Origin of the sequence: Dokdonella sp. (assembly GCF_017744955.1) — a bacterium.
Lineage (GTDB): Bacteria > Pseudomonadota > Gammaproteobacteria > Xanthomonadales > Rhodanobacteraceae > Dokdonella_A.
Window position 1 is genome coordinate 56,950 of sequence record NZ_JAGIAG010000005.1, and the last position, 17,363, is coordinate 74,312.

Consider the following 17,363-nt stretch of genomic DNA (forward strand, 5'->3'; position numbering starts at 1 on the left):
CTCAGCTGGCGCGCGCCACGGCCGCCTCGCGGATGCGGCGCCAGATCTGCAGCAATCGCCCCGGGATCGTCGCCGTTTCGCCGCGCGCCGGCTCGACGTCGTAGCGCTGCACGAGGCTCGCGTTCGCGCGCAATTCCACGTGCCGCTCGAGCGCGGCGAGCAGGCCGCGGCGCAGCAATTCGCGCACCGGCGGCTGCAACAGGAAACGGAAGATCTGGCCCTGGTTGATCAGCTCGATCACCAGACGGCTGTCGCGCAGCGGCGAGATCACGATCGCCAGGGTCGCCGGGCGCAGGCGCTTGAGCCGCTTCAGCGCGTCGGCGACGTCGCCGTGCGCGCTGGAGAGTCGCGCGACGACGACCGCGACGTCGTGATCGGCGAGCAGCGTCAGCGCGGCCTCGAGATCGCGCGCGTGCTCGACCTGCACCGCCGCCGGCAGCAGCTCGCGCACCTGCGCGGCGATCGCGTCGCCGTCGTCGAGCACGACGACGTGCGCGGCGACCGGCACGGCAGGCTTGGTGGCGATCGCCGGCCGCTGCGCCGCCGCGGCGAAGTCGCGCATCGCCACCCGTGCGGCCTGGTCGACGACGTCGAGCAGGTACGCGCCTTCCCACGGCTTCTCGACGAAGCGGTAGATCTCGCCCTCGTTGACCGAGGCGGCGACCGCATCCATGTCGGCGTAGCCGGTCAACAGAATGCGCATCGTCGCCGGCGAATGTTCGGCCACCGCGCGCAGCACCTCGACGCCGCTGACGCCGGGCATGCGCTGGTCGCTGACGACGACGTGGATCGGCCGCTGCCGCACCCACTCGATCGCCTCCTGCCCCGACGTCGTCGCGAGGATTTCGCAGCGGCCGCGGAACAGCATGCGCAGCGAGCGCAGGATGCGCTCCTCGTCGTCGACGAACAGCACGCTCGGCAGAGCCGCGCTCATGCGCCCTCCCCGCGCGCCGCGATCGGCAGCACGACCAGGAAGCGCGTGCCGACGCCCGGCTTGGACGCGACCCGGATCACGCCGCCGTGCTGCTCGACAATCTGATGCGAGATCGCCAGTCCCATGCCCGTACCCTGCCCGACCGGCTTGGTGGTGAAGAAGGGATCGAAGATGCGCGAAAGGTGTTCGACGGCGATGCCCTTGCCGTTGTCCTCGATCAGGATCAGCACGCGACCGTCCAGCACCTGCGTGCGCACGACGATGCGGCCGCGCTCGTGTTCGATCGCCTGGATCGCGTTGCCGAGCAGGTTCAGCAGCACCTGGTTGATCTGCGCCGGCGCGCACTCGATTTCCGGCAGCGCGCCGGCTTCGCGCATGACCGCGACATCGCGTTTGCGCAGCAGGTGCTGCACGATCTTCAAGGCGCTGTCGACCAGCTTGTTGACGTCGGCCTTCTGCAGGCCGGATTGGTCGAGCCGGCTGAAGTCCTTCAGGTTCAGTACCAAGTCGCCGATCTGTCCGACGCCGTGCAGGGTGTCCTCGAGCAGGCCGCCGAGATCCTCCAGCGCCGCCGCGTCGATGCGCGGCCGCAGCGCCTCGATCTCGACTAAGCGCGCGTCGAGGTCGGCGCCCGGCTCGCTCGCGCCGGTCAAGGCGTCGATGACGGATTGCTGCGCGGCGACCAGCCGCGCGGCGTCGCCGATCAGCTCGCGCGACATCTCGACGTTGTTGCGCACGTAGCCGAGCGGCGTGTTGATCTCGTGCACCAGGCCGGCGACCATCTGGCCGAGCGAGGCCATCTTCTCGGACTGCACGAGCTGGAGCTGCGAGGACTTCAATCGCGCGTAGGCGCGCTCGAGTTCGCCGCCGCGTTCGGCCAGGCGGCTCTCGACGGCGCGCAGCACGTCGAGCACCAGGCCGGTGCCGAGATAGCGGCCTTCGGCGTCGACCAGCACGAAGTCGTCGGTGATCGGGCTCTTGATGTGCGTCGCGATCGCGCGCGCGGCCTGGTCCAGCGGCGTCGCCGCAGCGAGCACCAGCGGCCGCGCGTTCATCAACGCGGTGATCGGCCGGCGACCGTACAGCTCGCGGCCGTACGGCATCAGGAACACGCGCATCAGTTCGTAGCGGCTGATCGATCCGACCGGGCGTCCGGCGTCGACGACGGGAAGGCTGAGCAAGCCGGCGTGGCGCGGATCGAGGAACAGCCGCGCGACGTCGAGCACGCTGGTCTCCGGCTCGACCGGCGCGGTCGGCAGCAGCAGCGGCTGCAGATCCGCGGACGCGGCGACGGCCGGCGCGCTCGCGCGCGTCGTCAGGGCTGGCTTCATCGTGCTGGACTTCGCGGCGCGCCGCCCATGCGGAGGCGGCGCAACTTTCAGGGGCGGCGCAGAAGCCTAGCGGGCGAGCGCGACAGAACCGTGACGGCCGCCGGTCGCGAAGAGCGCCGTACGGGCCTCAGCCGATCAGGCCCTGCTCGCGGATCTGGTGGATCTCGTCGCGCAGCCGCGCGGCGTCCTCGAACTCGAGATCCTGCGCGTGCTTGTACATCCGCGCCTCGAGCTGCTTGATCTTCGACGCGATCTGATCGGGCGTCAGCGTGCGGTAGTCGGCCACCGGCTCGGCGACCTTGCGCGCGCCGGCCGCGGTGCGGCCACGACCGCGCTCGGACGCGCCTTCGGCGCGCGCGCCCTCCATCACGTCGGTGATCTTGCGCACGACCGATTTCGGCGTGATGCCGTGCGCCTGGTTGTATTCGACCTGCTTGGCGCGGCGGCGGTCGGTCTCGTCGATCGCCGCCTGCATCGAGCGCGTGACCTGGTCGGCGTACAGGATCGCGGTGCCGCGCAGGTTGCGCGCGGCGCGGCCGATGGTCTGGATCAGCGAGTCGGTCGAGCGCAGGAAGCCTTCCTTGTCGGCGTCGAGGATCGCCACCAGCGACACCTCGGGCATGTCCAGGCCTTCGCGCAGCAGGTTGATGCCGACCAGCACGTCGAACTTGCCCAGGCGCAGGTCGCGCAGGATCTCCACGCGCTCGACCGTCTCGATGTCCGAGTGCAGATAGCGCACGCGCACGCCGTGTTCTTCGAGGTACTCGGTCAGGTTCTCGGCCATGCGCTTGGTCAGCGTCGTGACCAGCACGCGATCGCCCTGCGCGATGCGCAGGTTCGCTTCCGAGAGCAGGTCGTCGACCTGGGTGCGCGCCGGCCGCACTTCCACGCGCGGATCGATCAGGCCGGTCGGGCGCACGACCAGTTCGACGATGTTGCCGCCGGACTTCTCGGTCTCGTACGCCCTCGGCGTGGCCGAGACGAACACCGTGCGCGGCGCGCGCTCCTCCCATTCGGCGAAGCGCAGCGGACGGTTGTCGAGCGCCGACGGCAGGCGGAAGCCGAACTCGACCAGCGTCTCCTTGCGCGAGCGGTCGCCCTTGTACATCGCGCCGATCTGCGGCACGGTCACGTGCGATTCGTCGACCACCAGCAGCGCGTCCGGCGGCAGGTAGTCGAACAGGGTCGGCGGCGGCTCGCCAGGCGCACGCCCGGTCAGGTGGCGCGAGTAGTTCTCGATGCCGTTGCAGTAGCCGACCTCGGCCATCATCTCGACGTCGAAGCGCGTGCGCTGCTCCAGGCGCTGCGCCTCGACCAGCTTGTTCGCCTTGTACAAGTACTCCAGCCGGTCCTTCAGCTCGGCCTTGATCGTGTCGATCGCGTGCAGCACGCGGTCGCGCGTGGTCGCGTAGTGCGTCTTCGGGTAGACGACGTAGCGCGGCACCCGGCGCACGATCCCACCGGTCAGAGGATCGAACAGGCTGAGGTTCTCGACCTCGCCGTCGAACAGCTCGATGCGCAGCGCCTCGGTCTCCGATTCGGCCGGGAACACGTCGACGACTTCGCCGCGCACGCGGTACGTGCCGCGGCGCAGCTCCATCTCGCCGCGCGTGTACTGCAGCTCGGTCAGATGACGGATCAGCTGGCGCTGGTCGATGCGCTCGCCGCGCGCCAGAATCAGGCGCATCGACAGGTAATCCTCAGGATCGCCGAGTCCGTAGATCGCCGACACCGTCGCGACGATCAGCGCGTCCGGCCGCGACAGCAGCGCCTTCGTCGCCGACAGGCGCATCTGCTCGATGTGGTCGTTGATCGAGGCGTCCTTCTCGATGTAGGTGTCGCTGGACGGAACGTAGGCTTCCGGCTGGTAGTAGTCGTAGTAGCTGACGAAGTACTCGACCGCGTTGTGCGGGAAGAACTCCTTGAACTCGCCGTAGAGCTGCGCCGCGAGCGTCTTGTTCGGCGCCATCACCAGGGTCGGCTTCTGGATGCGCTCGACCAGGTTGGCGATCGTGAAGGTCTTGCCCGAGCCGGTCACGCCGAGCAGGGTCTGCTGCGCGAGGCCGGCTTCGAAGCCGTCGTAGAGGCGCGTGATCGCGCCCGGCTGGTCGCCGGATGGCTTGAACGGGGCGACGAGCTGGAAGCGGTCTGACATGGGAACTCCGCGTCGGTCTTCGAGTATAGCGGCTGGGTCGGAGGCGGCTTCGCGAGCGAATTTCCTACGTCACCCGGCGGCGGCCTGCCATCGTCCGGCGTACCGGCGACACCTAGCATGGCCGCGTCGTGACTTGGAGGCTCGCCATGCAAAAATCCATGCTTCGTCCGTGCGGCTTCACCCTGATCGAACTTTTGATGGCGGTCGCGATCCTGGCCGTCCTGCTCGCCCTCGCCGCGCCGTCTTACGGCAAGCTGATCGGCCGTACGCGCAGCCACGCCGCCGGCGAAACCCTGCACGGCGCGCTGAACCTGGCGCGCACCACCGCGGTCAGCCGCGGCGCCCACGCCGTCGTCTGCCCCAGCGCGGACCAGCGCAGCTGCGACCGCACCACGCACTGGCAGCGCGGCTGGATCGTGTTCGCCGACGTCGACCGCGACCGCACCCGCTCGGACGACGAACCCTTGATCGCCGTCGCGCAGGCGCAGCCGGCCGGCGTCGCGATCGTCACCTCGAGCGGACGCCCGCGCGTCGCCTACCGGCCGGACGGGAGCGCCGAAGGCACCAACCTCAGCCTGACCGTCTGCGATCGCGCCGGCGGTCCGGCCGCCGCAACCCGCCTCACGGTCAACAACGCCGGCCGCGTGCGCCGGAGCGCGCCCACTCCCGCGCAGGCCGCCGCCTGCCTGCGCGTCGCAGGCTGAACGGGTCGACCCGCAACGAAAACTTGACGGGGACCCCCGCAGTCAACAAAATACGCGGCTCGCCCGAATAGCTCAGCTGGTTAGAGCACTTGACTGTTAATCAGGGGGTCGTTGGTTCGAGTCCAACTTCGGGCGCCAGATAAAGAAAAAAGAAAAAGGGCTTGCAGCGATGCAGGCCCTTTTCTTTTGCCTGCGTCTCCGTCGCCGAGTGCGATGGTGCCTGTGGGCGGCCCGGGAATCGGCGGTTCGGCGCACTACACGGAATGTCGCGGCAGCCACTCGAACGCCAGCCGGCGACGCAATGGACGTGCGTGGCGAGAAGCACTCGATCGGACGTCTTTGCGAGCGACGCAGCCGGCGAAGATGTGGAGGATCAACCGACAGCGAGCCATCGCGGAAAGCGCGGGGCGTCGCAGCAGATCGAAGCGACTACGCATCGGGGATCGCTGCTGCCGCAACCATCTAAACTCTTCTTCATCGAATTGTCGTGACGCGGCCATTGAACCTCGGCCCGCGGCCCATAGTATCGGTCTCGACCACGGCAGGCCGATCTCCCTCCCCGTTGACGCTTGCCGGCCGTGGTCGTCCTTCGTGAGAAGTGCAGCCAGGCGGGAAGGCGGGGTCGCCACGGATGGCCAATTCTCGCCGGCATGGAGCCGGCATCGTTCTTCGAACTGTTCGCTCGGATCCCGCCGCGCTCATCCACGGGGCATGAACGCGGCGATGCCGTGCGCGATCAGCCGGCGTGGACCCGATAGCACGGCACGTAGCGCGAACCCGGCAGCTTCATGCGCTGCTGCGCGACGAAGCTGGCGAGCAGCGCGTCGAGCGCCTGCATCACGTCGCGGTCGCCGTTGATCTCGAACACGCCGTACTTCTCGATCGCGCGCATGCCCTCTTCCTTGACGTTGCCGGCGACGATGCCGGAGAACGCCCGGCGCAGATTCGCGGCGAGCCGGTGCGGCGCCTGGTCGCGGTGCAGGTTCAACGCCGCCATCGCCGCATGTGTCGGCTGGAACGGCAGCTGGAACTCGCGCTCGATGTTCAAGGCCCAGTTGAAGAAGAACGCGTCCTTGTTGTCGAGCCGGTACGTCCGCACCCGCTCGATGCCCTTGCGCACCTGGCGCGCGACCTCGCCAGGATCGTCGACGACGATCTTGTAGTGCTTGGCCACGCCCTCGCCGAGCGCGAGGCGCAGGAAGCGGTCGATCTGCTCGAAATAGGCGGCCGACTCGCGCGGCCCGGTGAAGATCAGCGGGAACGGCAGGTGCTCGTTGTCCGGATGCAGCAGGATACCGAGCAGGTAGAGGATCTCCTCCGCCGTGCCGACGCCGCCGGGAAACACGATGATCGCGTGACCGATGCGCACGAACGCTTCGAGGCGCTTCTCGATGTCCGGCATGATCACCAGATTGTTGACGATCGGATTCGGCGACTCGGCCGCGATGATGCCGGGCTCGGTGATGCCGATGTAGCGGTTGGTGCGGCGGCGCTGTTTCGCGTGCGCGATCGTCGCCCCCTTCATCGGCCCCTTCATCGCGCCCGGGCCGCAGCCGGTGCAGATGTCGAACGCGCGCAGGCCGAGCTCGTAGCCGACCTTCTTCGTGTACAGGTACTCCTCGCGGTTGATCGAGTGACCGCCCCAGCAGACGACGAGGTTGGGATCGACGTTCGGCCGCAGCACGCGCGCGTTGCGCAGGATCTCGAACACCGCGTGCGTGATGCCGGGCGAATCGGCGAGATCGAAGCCGCCCGCCTCGATCTGCATCGCGACGTAGACGATGTCGCGCACGACCGCGAACAGCAGCTCGTTGACGCCGCGGATGATCTGGCCGTCGACGAAGGCCTCGGCCGGCGCATTCTTCAGCTCGAGCTTGACGCCGCGGTCCTGCTGCAGGATCTGGATGTCGAAATCCGGATAGCGTTCGAGCAGGGCACGCGCATCGTCGTTGGCGGTGCCCTGCGTCAGCACCGCCAGCGCGCAACGGCGCAGCAGCTCGTGCAGACCGCCGGCGCCGGCGTCGCGCAGGCGCGCGACCTCGTGGCGCGACAGCACGTCGAGCCCGCCGGCAGCCGGCGAGATGCGCGCGCTGTACGTGGCGGGCGGAAGGGAATCGGGAATCGGAGTCGGCTCCGTGCTCATGCGGTTTTCCTTGGCGATCGCGGCGGCGGGCGCCGCGCGAGACTGCTAGCAATGCCAGTCGCCGCCGCGGCGGTCAAGTGGCCCCATGAAAAGCAAACGGCCGACACGAGGTCGGCCGTTTGCGTACCGCGGATGCGGGCAGGTCAGAACGTGTAGCGCGCCGTGACCAGCACCGACCAACGCGACTCCGCCTGGGCATCCTGCTTCGGAATGCCGTTGCCCTTCGGATCGGTCAGGTTGTAGACGTACTTGCCGTCCTTGATGCCGGCGAAGTTGGCCAGCGAGCGGGTGTAGATGAAGTTCGGGTTGTAGATCTGGCCCCACTTCTTGTTCAGCATGTTGCCGACGTTGAAGATGTCGAAGCGGATCTCGCCCTTGTGGCCCTTCATGAAGCCCGGGACTTCCTGCGTGAAGCTCAGGTCGAGCTGGTTGACCCACGGAGCCGTCGCACCGTTGCGCGAGACGACGCCGCCCTGGTGCTTGTTCAGGTAGTCGTTGTTCTTGATGAAGTTGTAGAACTGGTCGATCTGCGCCTGCGTGGTGCCCGGGGTGAAGGTCACGTCGCCCGGACGCGGCACGTAGAACACGTCGTTGCCGCTGATGCCGTCGCCGTTGGCGTCGTTGGCGAACGTCCACGAGTACGGCTGGCCGGTGTAGATGTTCCACACGCCGGAGACGGCGGTCGTGTAGTCGCCGAAGAACTTGTGCTGCCAGGTCAGCGCGGACAGGAAGCGCAGCTTGATGTCGTAGTTCGAGCGGCGCGCGACGTCTTCGTTCGGGTTGTAGGAGACGCGGCTGGTGTAGTTGCTGAAGGCCTGGCTCGAGGTACCCGGGTTCACGTCGGTCGCGCGACCGTAGGTGATCGAGGTCGTACCGAACCAGGTGTCGTTGTAGGCCTTCTGCAGCGACAGGGTCAGGTAGTTCGCCTCGCCCTTGCGCGTATTGGTCAAATACGTCGAGGAGCCGCCGAACGCGGGATTGTTGCCGGCGCGCTGGATGCGCGTGTAGTTGCCCGGGGTCGCCAGCGGGCCGCGGCTGCCCATCCAGTTGCCTTCGCTGGTGTCCGACCAGTAGTTGATGCGACCGTCCGGCAGCACGCCGTTGCCGGGGCCGAGGTTGATCGCCTCGTAGTTGATCGCGTTGCGCACGCCGATGTGGGCGAACTCGGCCGTTCCCACGACTCCCCACCATGGCAGTTCACGATCGAACGCCAGGCTGACCTTCAGCGCGGTCGGCAGCTTCAGATTGCGATCGACCGTGTCGACGGTCTGCTGCGCGCCGGCATTCGCGCCGCCCGGCGGCATCTGCGTGTGCGGGTTCGGATTGAACAGGCAGTCCGGTCCGGTCGAGCAGCTCGGGCCAATCGAGAAGGTCTGCAAGGTCAGGCCGTTGTTGGTGAACGGATTGGCCTGCCACACGCCCGGCGTCACGCCCTCGACGATGCCCATGCCGCCGCGCAGCTGCGTCTTGCGCTCGGTGTCGAACTCGTAGTTGAACGACATGCGCGGCTCGAGCACGCCGTTGCCGTTGACCGTGCCCTGGTTCGAGTAGCCGAACGCCTGGCGGAAGTTCGGGTTGTAGAGCGGACGATCCGGCAGGCGCGGGATGTCCCAGCGCAGGCCGTACTGCAACGAGAACTGCGGCGTGACCTGCCAGGTGTCCTGCACGAACACGCCCCACTGGTCGAGGCGGAACTTCGCCGCAATGCTGTTGATGTCGCCGTTGGTCGGGCGATACAGCGCGAAGCTGGCGTACTTGCCCTGCTCGAAGTCGTCGATCGAGTTGAACGTGTAGGCGCCGAACTCGGTGCGACCGAACAGGTTGAAGAACTTGTCACGCTGGAAGTCGACGCCGGCCTTGACCGTGTGATCGCCGAGGAACCAATTGCCGGCGAAGAAGCCGGTGTAGGTCTTCACGCCGAGCACGTTGTAGTGGCGGAACTGCTCTTCGCCGAGGTTGATGGAGACGCCGCCGCTCGGCGCGGTGCGCACCTGCACCTGCGGCTGCTGCGCGAGCACCGACGGCGTGGAGTCGTAGGTGCCGTAGGAGAACGAGGCCTCGGTCGAGAACGTGTCGCTCCAATCGTCGTACAGGTTCACCACGTAGCTCTCGAGCTCGCGGTTCTGCGTGTACCAGTAGCTCGACAGGTTCAGCGTGGTGAGGTTGAACGTGCCCGGAATCGGCTGCGCGCCCTTCGTCTTCGAGTAGCGGAAGCTGGCACGATGACCGTCGGCGATGTTCCAGTCCAGCTTGCCGAGGTAGCGCTTCTCGTCCTGGTCGGCGCCGGTCGACGTCAGGCCGCCCGGCGTCATGCCGTAGCCTTTGGCGATGTTGACGATGCGGTCGAGGTCCTGCTGGCTGATGTTGACGATGTTGCTGCGGCCGGAACCGAGCGGGCCGAAGTTCGGCGCCGGCGCCAGGACCTTGGACTCCTCGTAGCTCAGGAAGAAGAACAGCGTGTCCTTGATGATCGGACCGCCGAGCGTCGCGCCGAAGGTCTTCCGCGCCTCGTAGCCGGTAAATTCGGACGGCTCGTCGCTGGTCAGGTCCTTCGCGTTCGTGTACGCGTAGTAGGCGCCGCCGTGGAATTCGTTGGTGCCCGACTTCGTGACGATGTTGATGTTCGCGCCGACCGCGCGCTTGTTGGTCACGTCGAAGTTCGCGGTCGAGATGTTGTATTCCTCGATCGCGTCGAACGACAGCGGCTGGTTCAACGCCGGCAGGCCGTTCGGCTCCAGACCGAAGGAGTCGTTGGTCGGCACGCCGTCGATCGTGATGTTGTTGTAGCGGCTGTTCTGGCCCAGCGCCGAGATCTCGCCGCGGGCCTTGTTGGTGATGTTGATGTTCGGATCGAGGCGCGCGATGTCCTGGATCGAGCGACCCGGATTCGGGATCAGCTTCAGCTCGCGCTGCGAAACGTTGGTGCCGAGGCCCTTGTTGTCGGCCTGGAACACGGCGCCCGGCGCCGCCGCGGTGACGGTCAGGCCGGCCAGTTCGGTCGCGTCGCTGCCGCCCGCCGCGGTCAGGTTCAAGGTGGTTTCTTCGGCCAGCTTCAGATAGACGTTGCCCTGATCCGCCTTCTCGCCGTGATCGCCCGAGGCCTTGACCTCGAACGGACCGCCGACGCGCAGACCCTGCGCGGAGTACCGGCCGTCCGCATCCGTCATCACGGTGCGCGAGCTGCCCGACGGCACGTGGACGATCTCGACGCTGGCGCCGGCGACCGGCTTGCCGGCGGCATCGACGATGCGGCCGGAAATCGACGACGAGGTGTTCTGCGCGAACACGCTGGACGCCGCGAAAAGCGAGGCGATGGCCCACGGCAGAAGGCGCATGCGAATTGGCTTGTTCATTGTGCTATCCCTCAAAGCATCTGAAATGGCGAACACGAAATCGCCGCCGGAGGCTGCCCGCTCAGGAGCCTCTCGTGGCGAAACGCTGGATTTTTGACCCCAATGCGGCCGGGTACTGAACCCAGTCGAGCTGTTTAACTGCAGTTTAACAGCGTTTGATGACGGATTTGTAACATCAGGTCAGATTTTGCTGCGCCGCATCAGGCCCGCGGGCGCCGTCGATGTAGCGCGCGCGCTTGATCGGGCGCAGGTGGGCCAGATCCAGCCGCACCAGGCCGTCGACGCAGCCACCGAACGCCGGATCGACTCCGAAGTCCAGAAACCGCACCCCAGCGGGCTCGCACAGGTCCGCGTACTGGCGATACAACGTCGGCAACTGCGCCTTCATGTCGGCCAGACGCTGCTTGAGGATGCTCAAGCCCTCGCCCGGCGAACGGCCGGCCCAGTCCGCATGGGCGGCCTCGGCGATGGCCTTGGATATGACGAATGGATTGCGCGCGCGCGCCAGCCGGTCGCCGTCGCGGAAATAGTGACCGTGGTAGTGGACGATCCACTCGCGCGCTTCGGGCGGCAGCGAGGCGCTGAGGCTGACCGGCCCGAACAGATAGCGCACCTGCGGCCGCGTGCGCAGGTAGGCGCCGATGCCCTGCCACAGGTAGTCCAGACTGCGGGAACCCCAATACGCCGGCTGCACGAAGCTGCGGCCGAGTTCGACCGCGTCCGACAGGAAGGATTGCGATTCCGGCGCGTAGTCGAACAGGCTGGCCGAGTAGAGTCCGTCGAGGCCGCGTTCGCGCAGGATCGTGCCGGCCTCGCCAAGGCGGTAGGCGCCGACGATCGCCAGCGCCTGCTCGTCCCACAGCACCACGTGGCGGTACCAGGCGTCGTAGCGATCGAGGTCGCGGCGCGCGCCGGTGCCTTCGCCGACGCGGCGGAACGCGAGTTCGCGCAGGCGCCCGATTTCGCGCAGGGCCGGATCGTCGGGACGCGCGTCGAGCAGGAGGATCTGCTTGCCGTCGTTGGTCCGGCCGAGCACCTCCGCCGCGCGCAACGAACGGCGGACTTCCAGCGGCGACTCCGGATGCGCGACCGCGGCCGAAGTCGGGAACACGGTCGGACGCCGATGCGCCAACCGGTAGACGTGGCGGCGCATGTGCTGCGCGATCTGCGCGGCGTCGAGGTTGGAGCGCACCAGCGCCGTGGTCGGCACGATCTCGCCGACCTGGAAATCGATGCGCGAATTCGCCGCCGCGAACATCTCGCGCGCGAGCAGCAGCATCGCCAGCGGCTTGGCCAGCATCGACACGCCGTAGAACATCGGCGAATTGCGCGCCTCGATGTGCACCGGCAGCACCGGCGCGCCGGTCTTCAGCGCCAGCCGCGCGAAGCCCGACGACCATTCGAGATCGCGCACGCCCTTCGAGCTCATGCGCGAAACCTCGCCGGACGGGAACACGATCACCGCCTCTTCGCGCTCCAGCGCGCGATACGCTTCGCGCATTCCGCCCACGACGCTGCCGTTGCCGAACACCGGCAGAGGCAGGAACAAGGGCTTCAGCGGTTCGAGCCTCATCAGCACGTCGTTGGCGAGCACCTTGACGTCGCGGCGCACCGACCCGACCAGCTGGATCAGGGTCAGCGCGTCCATCGCGCCGAGCGGATGGTTCGCGACGATCACGACGCGGCCTTCGACCGGGATGTTCTCGCGGTCCGTGTTGGCCACGCTGTAGCTGATCTTCAGGTCGTTCAGCACGAACTCGAGGAAATCGAAGCCGCTCAGCGATTGGCCGGCCTCCAGCAACGAGTTGATGCGTTCCTCGCAAGCGATCTTGCGCAGCAGCCCGACCACCGGCTGCGAGAACGTGCGCGCCCGCCCCTCCGAAAGGCGCGGAAATTTCTCGTAGAACGTGCGTTCAACGCTGATCAAGGCACACCTCTCGGATCGTCCGGGAGCACGCTAGCGCTCCCGTATTACAGCAACTTTGCGTGGACCTGGCACGACGCGGTCGGCCGAAAAAGCGATGCACCGCGCATTCGAACGCGCAACGGCGTTCCGAACGGTCTGCATTCGTCAATGCGCGCCCGCCAGTTTGACATAGGCGACCAGGGCGTCGAGGAACATCTGCACCGACAAGGCGACCAGCAGCATGCCCATCAGCCGCTCCATCGCGGTCAGCACGCGCGCACCGAGGATGCGGAACAGGAAGGTCGAGGACAACAGGATCAGCGAGGTCAGCAGCCAGGCGACCAGCAGGGCCACGCTCCAGTCGACCGTCCGCCCCGGGTCGCTGTTGGCCAGCAGCATGACCGCGGCGATCGTCGACGGGCCCGCCACGGCGGGAATCGCCAGCGGCACGATGAACGGCTCGGCGTCTTCGTCGTTGCCGAAGATGCCGTGCTGCGGCGGGAAGATCATGCGCACGCCGATGATGAACAGGATGATGCCGCCGGCGATCGAGACCGACTCCTGCTTCAGGTGCATCAGGTCCAGCAGGTACTGGCCGCCGAACAGGAATGCGAACAACGTGATCAGCGCGATCAGCATCTCGCGCACGATCACGAACATGCGCCGCTCCGCCGGCACGGTCTTCAGCACGCTGAGGAACAGCGGGATGTTGCCCATCGGGTCCATGATCAGAAACAGCAGGACGCCGGCGGACAGCGTGCTCATCGAACTTTCCATCGTGCCCCCGTTTCGGTGCGGCGGTCGCACCGCGCGATATGTCGCGCCTATTCTAAGCGCCGGATTTGGAGCCTTCGCTCCAGCGTGCCGAATGACGTCGCCGCGTGAACGGCGTCACGCCGGCTGGCGCAGATCGAGCGCCTTGCCGCGCAGCGCCGCTCCGTCGCGGCCGAGCAGCCAGACCGCCGCCGCCGCCGCGTAGGCCGGCTCCGGATGGATCAGGGTGTTCTCGCCGTAGTACGCCGCCCGCCGCAGCGCGGTGCGCATCGGTCCGGGCAGCAACGCGTGCGTGCGCACGCTCGAACTTTCCGTTTCCTGGTGCAGGATCGACGCGAGGCCGGCGAGCGCGTGCTTGGCGACGCCGTAGCCGCCCCAGAAGGCCTTGCCGACGCGTTCGACGTCGTCGAACACGAACACGATCGCCGCATCTCCGGCGCGGCGCAGCAGCGGCAGGCAGGCCTGGGTCAGCAGCGCCGGCGCGTGCAGGTTGACCTGCTGCGCGCGCGTCCACTCCTCCGCCGTCTGCTGTTCGAACGGCTGCAGGGTGTCGAAATGGGCCGCCGCGTGCACGATTCCGTCGAGCCGGCCGCAGCCGCGTTCGATGCCGGCCGCGAGATCGGCGAAATCCTTCGGCGTCGCGCCGGCCAGGTCCATCGGGTAGATCGCGGGCTTGGGCGCGCCGAGCGCCTCGATCTCGTCGTAGAGGCGCTCCAGCGGGCGCACCTTGCGGCCGAGCAGGACCATCGTCGCCCCCGCCGCGGCCGCGGCCAGCGCGACGGCGCGCCCGAGACCGCCGGTCGCGCCGGTGACCAGCACGACGCGCTCGCGCAGCGAATCCGGCGCGGGCGACGCGGCGCCGTCCGCGAGTCGCATCAAGGGCAACACGATCAGGCCTTCTGCGTGTCCTGGACCAGCCGTTCCAGCTCGCCCGATTCGTACAGCTCCAGAGCGATGTCGCAACCGCCGATCAGCTCGCCGTTGATGAACAGCTGCGGGAAGGTCGGCCAGTTCGAGTAGCGCGGCAGGTTCGCCCGGATTTCCGGATCTTCCAGCACGTTGACCGAATGGAAGTTCGCGCCGACCGCCTTCAGCGCCTGCGCCGTGCGGCTGGAGAAGCCGCACATCGGGAACTGCGGCGTTCCCTTCATGAACAGCACGATCGGCTGCGATTCGACGGTGGATTTGATGCGTTCGATGACGTCCATGCTGGCTCTCGGATCGACCTGGGGCGCGGCGCGCGCCGATGCGCGCATGTTACCAGCTCGCGACATGCGGTTGATTTGATCGGACGCAACTCCATAGACTGGAAGACCCGCTTCATCCGCTCTTTTTTCCTCACCCACCGGCAAGGAGAACCCGCATGGCGATCGAACTCCCCCCGCTTCCCTGGGCCCGCGATGCGCTGGCTCCGCACATTTCCGCGGAAACCATCGACTACCACTACGGCAAGCACCACCAGGCCTACGTCACCAACCTCAACAACCAGATCAAGGGCACCGAGTTCGAGAATCTCCCGCTCGAGGAGATCATCAAGAAGTCCTCCGGCGGCATGTTCAACAACGCCGCGCAGATCTGGAACCACACCTTCTACTGGAACTGCCTCAAGCCCGACGGCGGCGGCGAACCGAGCGGACGCCTCGCCGACGCGATCAACAAGGCATTCGGCGGCTTCACCCAGTTCAAGGACGAGTTCACCAAGATCAGCGTCGGCACCTTCGGCTCCGGCTGGGGCTGGCTGGTGCAGCGTCCGGACGGCGGCCTCGCGCTGGCCAGCACCTCCAACGCCGGCACGCCGATCACCGGCACCGACCGCCCGCTGCTGACCTGCGACGTGTGGGAACACGCCTACTACATCGACTACCGCAATGCGCGGCCGAAGTACGTCGAGGCGTTCTGGAATCTGGTCAACTGGGACTTCGTCTCGAGCCAGATGGCCTGACGGTACCGTTGCGAAGAAGAATTCTCGCGGAGACGCAGAGATCGCAAAGTTGAGAGCTCAATCTTCTGCTCTTGAACTCTGCGATCTCTGCGCCTCTGCGAGAACCCGCTATTAGAGCTTCACTCCCGCCCCAGCGCCGCGAGCACCGGCGCCACCTGCGCCTCGCGCCCGAGCGCCGCGCCGATCCGCGTCAGGCGCTCGCGCATTTCCGCCGCGCTCCGCGCGCAGACCGTCGCATGTCCGACCTTGCGCCCGGCACGCGCGCTCTTGCCGTAGTCGTGCCAGTGCGCGCGCGGCTCGGCCAGGATCGGCAGCGCATCCGGCAGCTCGCCGACCCAGTTCAGCATGACGTGGACGTCCAGCGCGCCGGTGTCGCCGAGCGGCAGCCCGAGCACCGCGCGCAGATGGTTTTCGAACTGGCTCGCCGGCGCGCCTTCGATCGTCCAATGGCCGGAATTGTGCACGCGCGGCGCCATTTCGTTGCCGAGCAGCTTGCCGTCGCGCACGAACAGTTCGAGGGCGAAGGTCCCGACGTAGTCGAGTTCCTCGGCGATGCGCCGCGCATGCGCGTAGGCGATCGGCGCCAGCGCCTCGCTGTCCGGCGCCGGCGCGAGGCTGGCCGAGAGAATGCCCTCGGCATGCCAGTTCTGCGTCAGCGGATAGGCGCGGAACTCGCCCTCGCGCGAGCGCACGGCGATCACCGACAGCTCGCGCTCGAACGGCACGAAGGCTTCGAGGATCGACGGCGCGCCGCCGAGCGCGTTCCAGGCCGCGTCGACGTCCGCGGGCGACTTGAGGCGGAACTGTCCCTTGCCGTCGTAGCCGAGCCGGCGCGTCTTCAGGATCGCCGGCGCGCCGATGCGCTCGAGCGCGCGCGCGAGATCGTCGCGCCCGTCGACGGTGGCGAACTCCGGCGTGTCGAGGCCGATCTCGCGGAACAGCGTCTTCTCGGCCAGGCGATCCTGCGAGATCGCCAGCGCGCGCGGATTCGGAAACACCGGCACGTGCTCGGTCAGCCACTGCGCGGTGTCGGCCGGCACGTTCTCGAAATCGAAGGTGGCGACGTCGACGCGCGCGGCGAAGTCGGCGAGCTTGTCGAAATCGCGCCAGTCCGCGCGCAGCAGCGGCGCGACCTGGCCGGCGCAGGCGTCCTCGGCGCTGTCGACGACGAGGAAGCGCAGGCCGAGCGGCGCGCCGGCCAAGGCGAGCATGCGGGCCAGCTGCCCACCACCCAGAATCCCGATCGTGCTCATGCCGGCTCGCGCGGGTCCGGGTTCGCCAGCACGGTCTCGGTCTGCTCGCGGCGGAACGCATCGAGCCGCTCGGCCAGCGCGGCGTCGGAGTTGGCCAGGATCGCCGCGGCGCAGAGCGCGGCGTTGACGGCGCCGGCGCGGCCGATGGCGAAGGTCGCCACCGGGATGCCGGCCGGCATCTGCACGATCGACAGTAGCGAATCCATGCCGTTCAAGGCCTGCGACTGCACCGGCACGCCGAGCACCGGCAGACGCGTCTTGGCGGCGAGCATGCCGGGCAGGTGCGCGGCGCCGCCGGCGCCGGCGACGATCGCGGCGAGACCGCGGCCGACCGCCCCGGCGGCGTAGTCGAACAGCAGGTCCGGCGTGCGGTGCGCCGAAACCACGCGCACCTCGTGCGCCACGGCCAGGCGCTCCAACGTTTCCGCCGCATGGCGCATCGTGTCCCAGTCGGAACGGGACCCCATCACGACACCGATTCGTGGACGCTCTGTCATGGCCGTGGCACGTGCAAACCGATATTGTACGCATATTCGCGCCGGCCTCCGCTGGGCGCAGACCGCAGGTTTCCATGGACAAGCGTTTGCTCGACATTCTCTGCTGCCCGCTGACGAAGGCGCCGCTGCGCACCCTGAGCGAGCCGGAGCTGGCGGCGCTGAACCACACGATCACCGCCGGCGAGGTGCACACCCACGCCGGCGCGCGCGTCGGGCAGCCGATCGCCGCCGCCCTGATCACCCGCGACGGCCACACGATCTACCGCCTCGACGACGACATCCCGGTCATGCTCGCCGACGAATCGATCGCGACCGCGCAACTGACGGACTTCCCGCGCCCATGACGGCCGCCCGCATGCGTGATCCCGGTC

General features: G+C 67.7%; 14 protein-coding genes and 1 tRNA gene. 4 read left to right on the forward strand and 11 right to left on the reverse strand.

The genetic code is table 11. The features are described from left to right. Position 1: 1 nt before the first annotated feature. The 3 genes from J7520_RS12300 to uvrB all read right to left on the reverse strand — a co-directional run bounded on the left by J7520_RS12300 (position 2) and on the right by uvrB (position 4,420). The gene (locus J7520_RS12300; RefSeq protein WP_291188653.1) at positions 2-934 is read right to left on the reverse strand and encodes a response regulator; all 933 of its coding nucleotides are present in this window, start codon (positions 932-934) and stop codon (positions 2-4) included. Next, positions 931-2,265, reverse strand: coding sequence for an ATP-binding protein (locus J7520_RS12305; protein WP_291188654.1), 1,335 nt, complete (start codon positions 2,263-2,265; stop codon positions 931-933). The genes J7520_RS12300 and J7520_RS12305 overlap by 4 nt, the downstream gene beginning before the upstream one ends. Positions 2,266-2,392: 127 nt before the next feature. After that, positions 2,393-4,420: an excinuclease ABC subunit UvrB gene (gene uvrB, locus J7520_RS12310; RefSeq protein ID WP_291188656.1), complete on the reverse strand. Its 2,028-nt coding sequence runs from the start codon at positions 4,418-4,420 to the stop codon at positions 2,393-2,395. Between the two features lie 146 nt (positions 4,421-4,566). Here uvrB and J7520_RS12315 point away from each other — a divergent pair, with 146 nt between their 5' ends. Further along, the gene (locus tag J7520_RS12315) at positions 4,567-5,124 is read left to right on the forward strand and encodes a GspH/FimT family pseudopilin (protein WP_291188658.1); all 558 of its coding nucleotides are present in this window, start codon (positions 4,567-4,569) and stop codon (positions 5,122-5,124) included. A gap of 61 nt (positions 5,125-5,185) precedes the next feature. Further along, positions 5,186-5,262 (forward strand) — tRNA-Asn (locus J7520_RS12320). A gap of 598 nt (positions 5,263-5,860) precedes the next feature. Here the strand turns inward: J7520_RS12320 and ppnN are convergent. The 6 genes from ppnN to grxD form a co-directional block, all read right to left on the reverse strand. Beyond that, positions 5,861-7,267 (reverse strand): nucleotide 5'-monophosphate nucleosidase PpnN, encoded by a 1,407-nt coding sequence (gene ppnN, locus J7520_RS12325; RefSeq protein WP_291188660.1) that lies wholly within the window; start codon positions 7,265-7,267, stop codon positions 5,861-5,863. A gap of 143 nt (positions 7,268-7,410) precedes the next feature. Then, a complete protein-coding gene (locus J7520_RS12330) occupies positions 7,411-10,620 on the reverse strand; it encodes a TonB-dependent receptor (protein WP_291188662.1) in 3,210 nt (1,069 codons plus the stop codon). A gap of 175 nt (positions 10,621-10,795) precedes the next feature. Further along, on the reverse strand, positions 10,796-12,547 hold the full coding sequence (locus J7520_RS12335; protein WP_291188664.1) for a lysophospholipid acyltransferase family protein: 1,752 nt from the start codon (positions 12,545-12,547) through the stop codon (positions 10,796-10,798). A 144-nt stretch (positions 12,548-12,691) separates the two neighbouring features. Beyond that, on the reverse strand, positions 12,692-13,291 hold the full coding sequence (locus J7520_RS12340) for a MarC family protein (RefSeq protein ID WP_291188666.1): 600 nt from the start codon (positions 13,289-13,291) through the stop codon (positions 12,692-12,694). A 126-nt stretch (positions 13,292-13,417) separates the two neighbouring features. Next, positions 13,418-14,188, reverse strand: a complete 771-nt coding sequence (locus tag J7520_RS12345) for an SDR family NAD(P)-dependent oxidoreductase (RefSeq protein ID WP_345776915.1) — start codon at positions 14,186-14,188, stop codon at positions 13,418-13,420. Positions 14,189-14,190: 2 nt separating this feature from the next. Beyond that, positions 14,191-14,508: a Grx4 family monothiol glutaredoxin gene (gene grxD, locus J7520_RS12350; protein WP_291188667.1), complete on the reverse strand. Its 318-nt coding sequence runs from the start codon at positions 14,506-14,508 to the stop codon at positions 14,191-14,193. A gap of 155 nt (positions 14,509-14,663) precedes the next feature. Between grxD and J7520_RS12355 the strand changes: the two genes are divergently transcribed. Then, on the forward strand, positions 14,664-15,242 hold the full coding sequence (locus tag J7520_RS12355) for a Fe-Mn family superoxide dismutase (RefSeq protein ID WP_291188668.1): 579 nt from the start codon (positions 14,664-14,666) through the stop codon (positions 15,240-15,242). Positions 15,243-15,361: 119 nt separating this feature from the next. Here J7520_RS12355 and J7520_RS12360 read toward each other — a convergent pair whose 3' ends face one another. Next, positions 15,362-16,495, reverse strand: coding sequence for a 5-(carboxyamino)imidazole ribonucleotide synthase (locus tag J7520_RS12360; RefSeq protein WP_291188669.1), 1,134 nt, complete (start codon positions 16,493-16,495; stop codon positions 15,362-15,364). Continuing rightward, a complete protein-coding gene (gene purE, locus J7520_RS12365) occupies positions 16,492-16,962 on the reverse strand; it encodes a 5-(carboxyamino)imidazole ribonucleotide mutase (protein WP_291188671.1) in 471 nt (156 codons plus the stop codon). The genes J7520_RS12360 and purE overlap by 4 nt, the downstream gene beginning before the upstream one ends. A 104-nt stretch (positions 16,963-17,066) precedes the next feature. Here purE and J7520_RS12370 point away from each other — a divergent pair, with 104 nt between their 5' ends. Continuing rightward, a complete protein-coding gene (locus J7520_RS12370) occupies positions 17,067-17,336 on the forward strand; it encodes a Trm112 family protein (RefSeq protein WP_291188673.1) in 270 nt (89 codons plus the stop codon). Positions 17,337-17,363 lie beyond the last annotated feature (27 nt).

Excerpts from the sequence above, each read along its gene's own strand:
- J7520_RS12300 (WP_291188653.1), bottom strand. The coding sequence starts at position 934 with ATGAGCGCGGCTCTGCCGAGCGTGCTGTTCGTCGACGACGAGGAGCGC.
- J7520_RS12305 (WP_291188654.1), bottom strand. The coding sequence starts at position 2,265 with ATGAAGCCAGCCCTGACGACGCGCGCGAGCGCGCCGGCCGTCGCCGCG.
- uvrB (WP_291188656.1), bottom strand. The coding sequence starts at position 4,420 with ATGTCAGACCGCTTCCAGCTCGTCGCCCCGTTCAAGCCATCCGGCGAC.
- J7520_RS12315 (WP_291188658.1), top strand. The coding sequence starts at position 4,567 with ATGCAAAAATCCATGCTTCGTCCGTGCGGCTTCACCCTGATCGAACTT.
- ppnN (WP_291188660.1), bottom strand. The coding sequence starts at position 7,267 with ATGAGCACGGAGCCGACTCCGATTCCCGATTCCCTTCCGCCCGCCACG.
- J7520_RS12330 (WP_291188662.1), bottom strand. The coding sequence starts at position 10,620 with ATGAACAAGCCAATTCGCATGCGCCTTCTGCCGTGGGCCATCGCCTCG.
- J7520_RS12340 (WP_291188666.1), bottom strand. The coding sequence starts at position 13,291 with ATGAGCACGCTGTCCGCCGGCGTCCTGCTGTTTCTGATCATGGACCCG.
- grxD (WP_291188667.1), bottom strand. The coding sequence starts at position 14,508 with ATGGACGTCATCGAACGCATCAAATCCACCGTCGAATCGCAGCCGATC.
- J7520_RS12355 (WP_291188668.1), top strand. The coding sequence starts at position 14,664 with ATGGCGATCGAACTCCCCCCGCTTCCCTGGGCCCGCGATGCGCTGGCT.
- J7520_RS12360 (WP_291188669.1), bottom strand. The coding sequence starts at position 16,495 with ATGAGCACGATCGGGATTCTGGGTGGTGGGCAGCTGGCCCGCATGCTC.
- purE (WP_291188671.1), bottom strand. The coding sequence starts at position 16,962 with ATGGGGTCCCGTTCCGACTGGGACACGATGCGCCATGCGGCGGAAACG.
- J7520_RS12370 (WP_291188673.1), top strand. The coding sequence starts at position 17,067 with ATGGACAAGCGTTTGCTCGACATTCTCTGCTGCCCGCTGACGAAGGCG.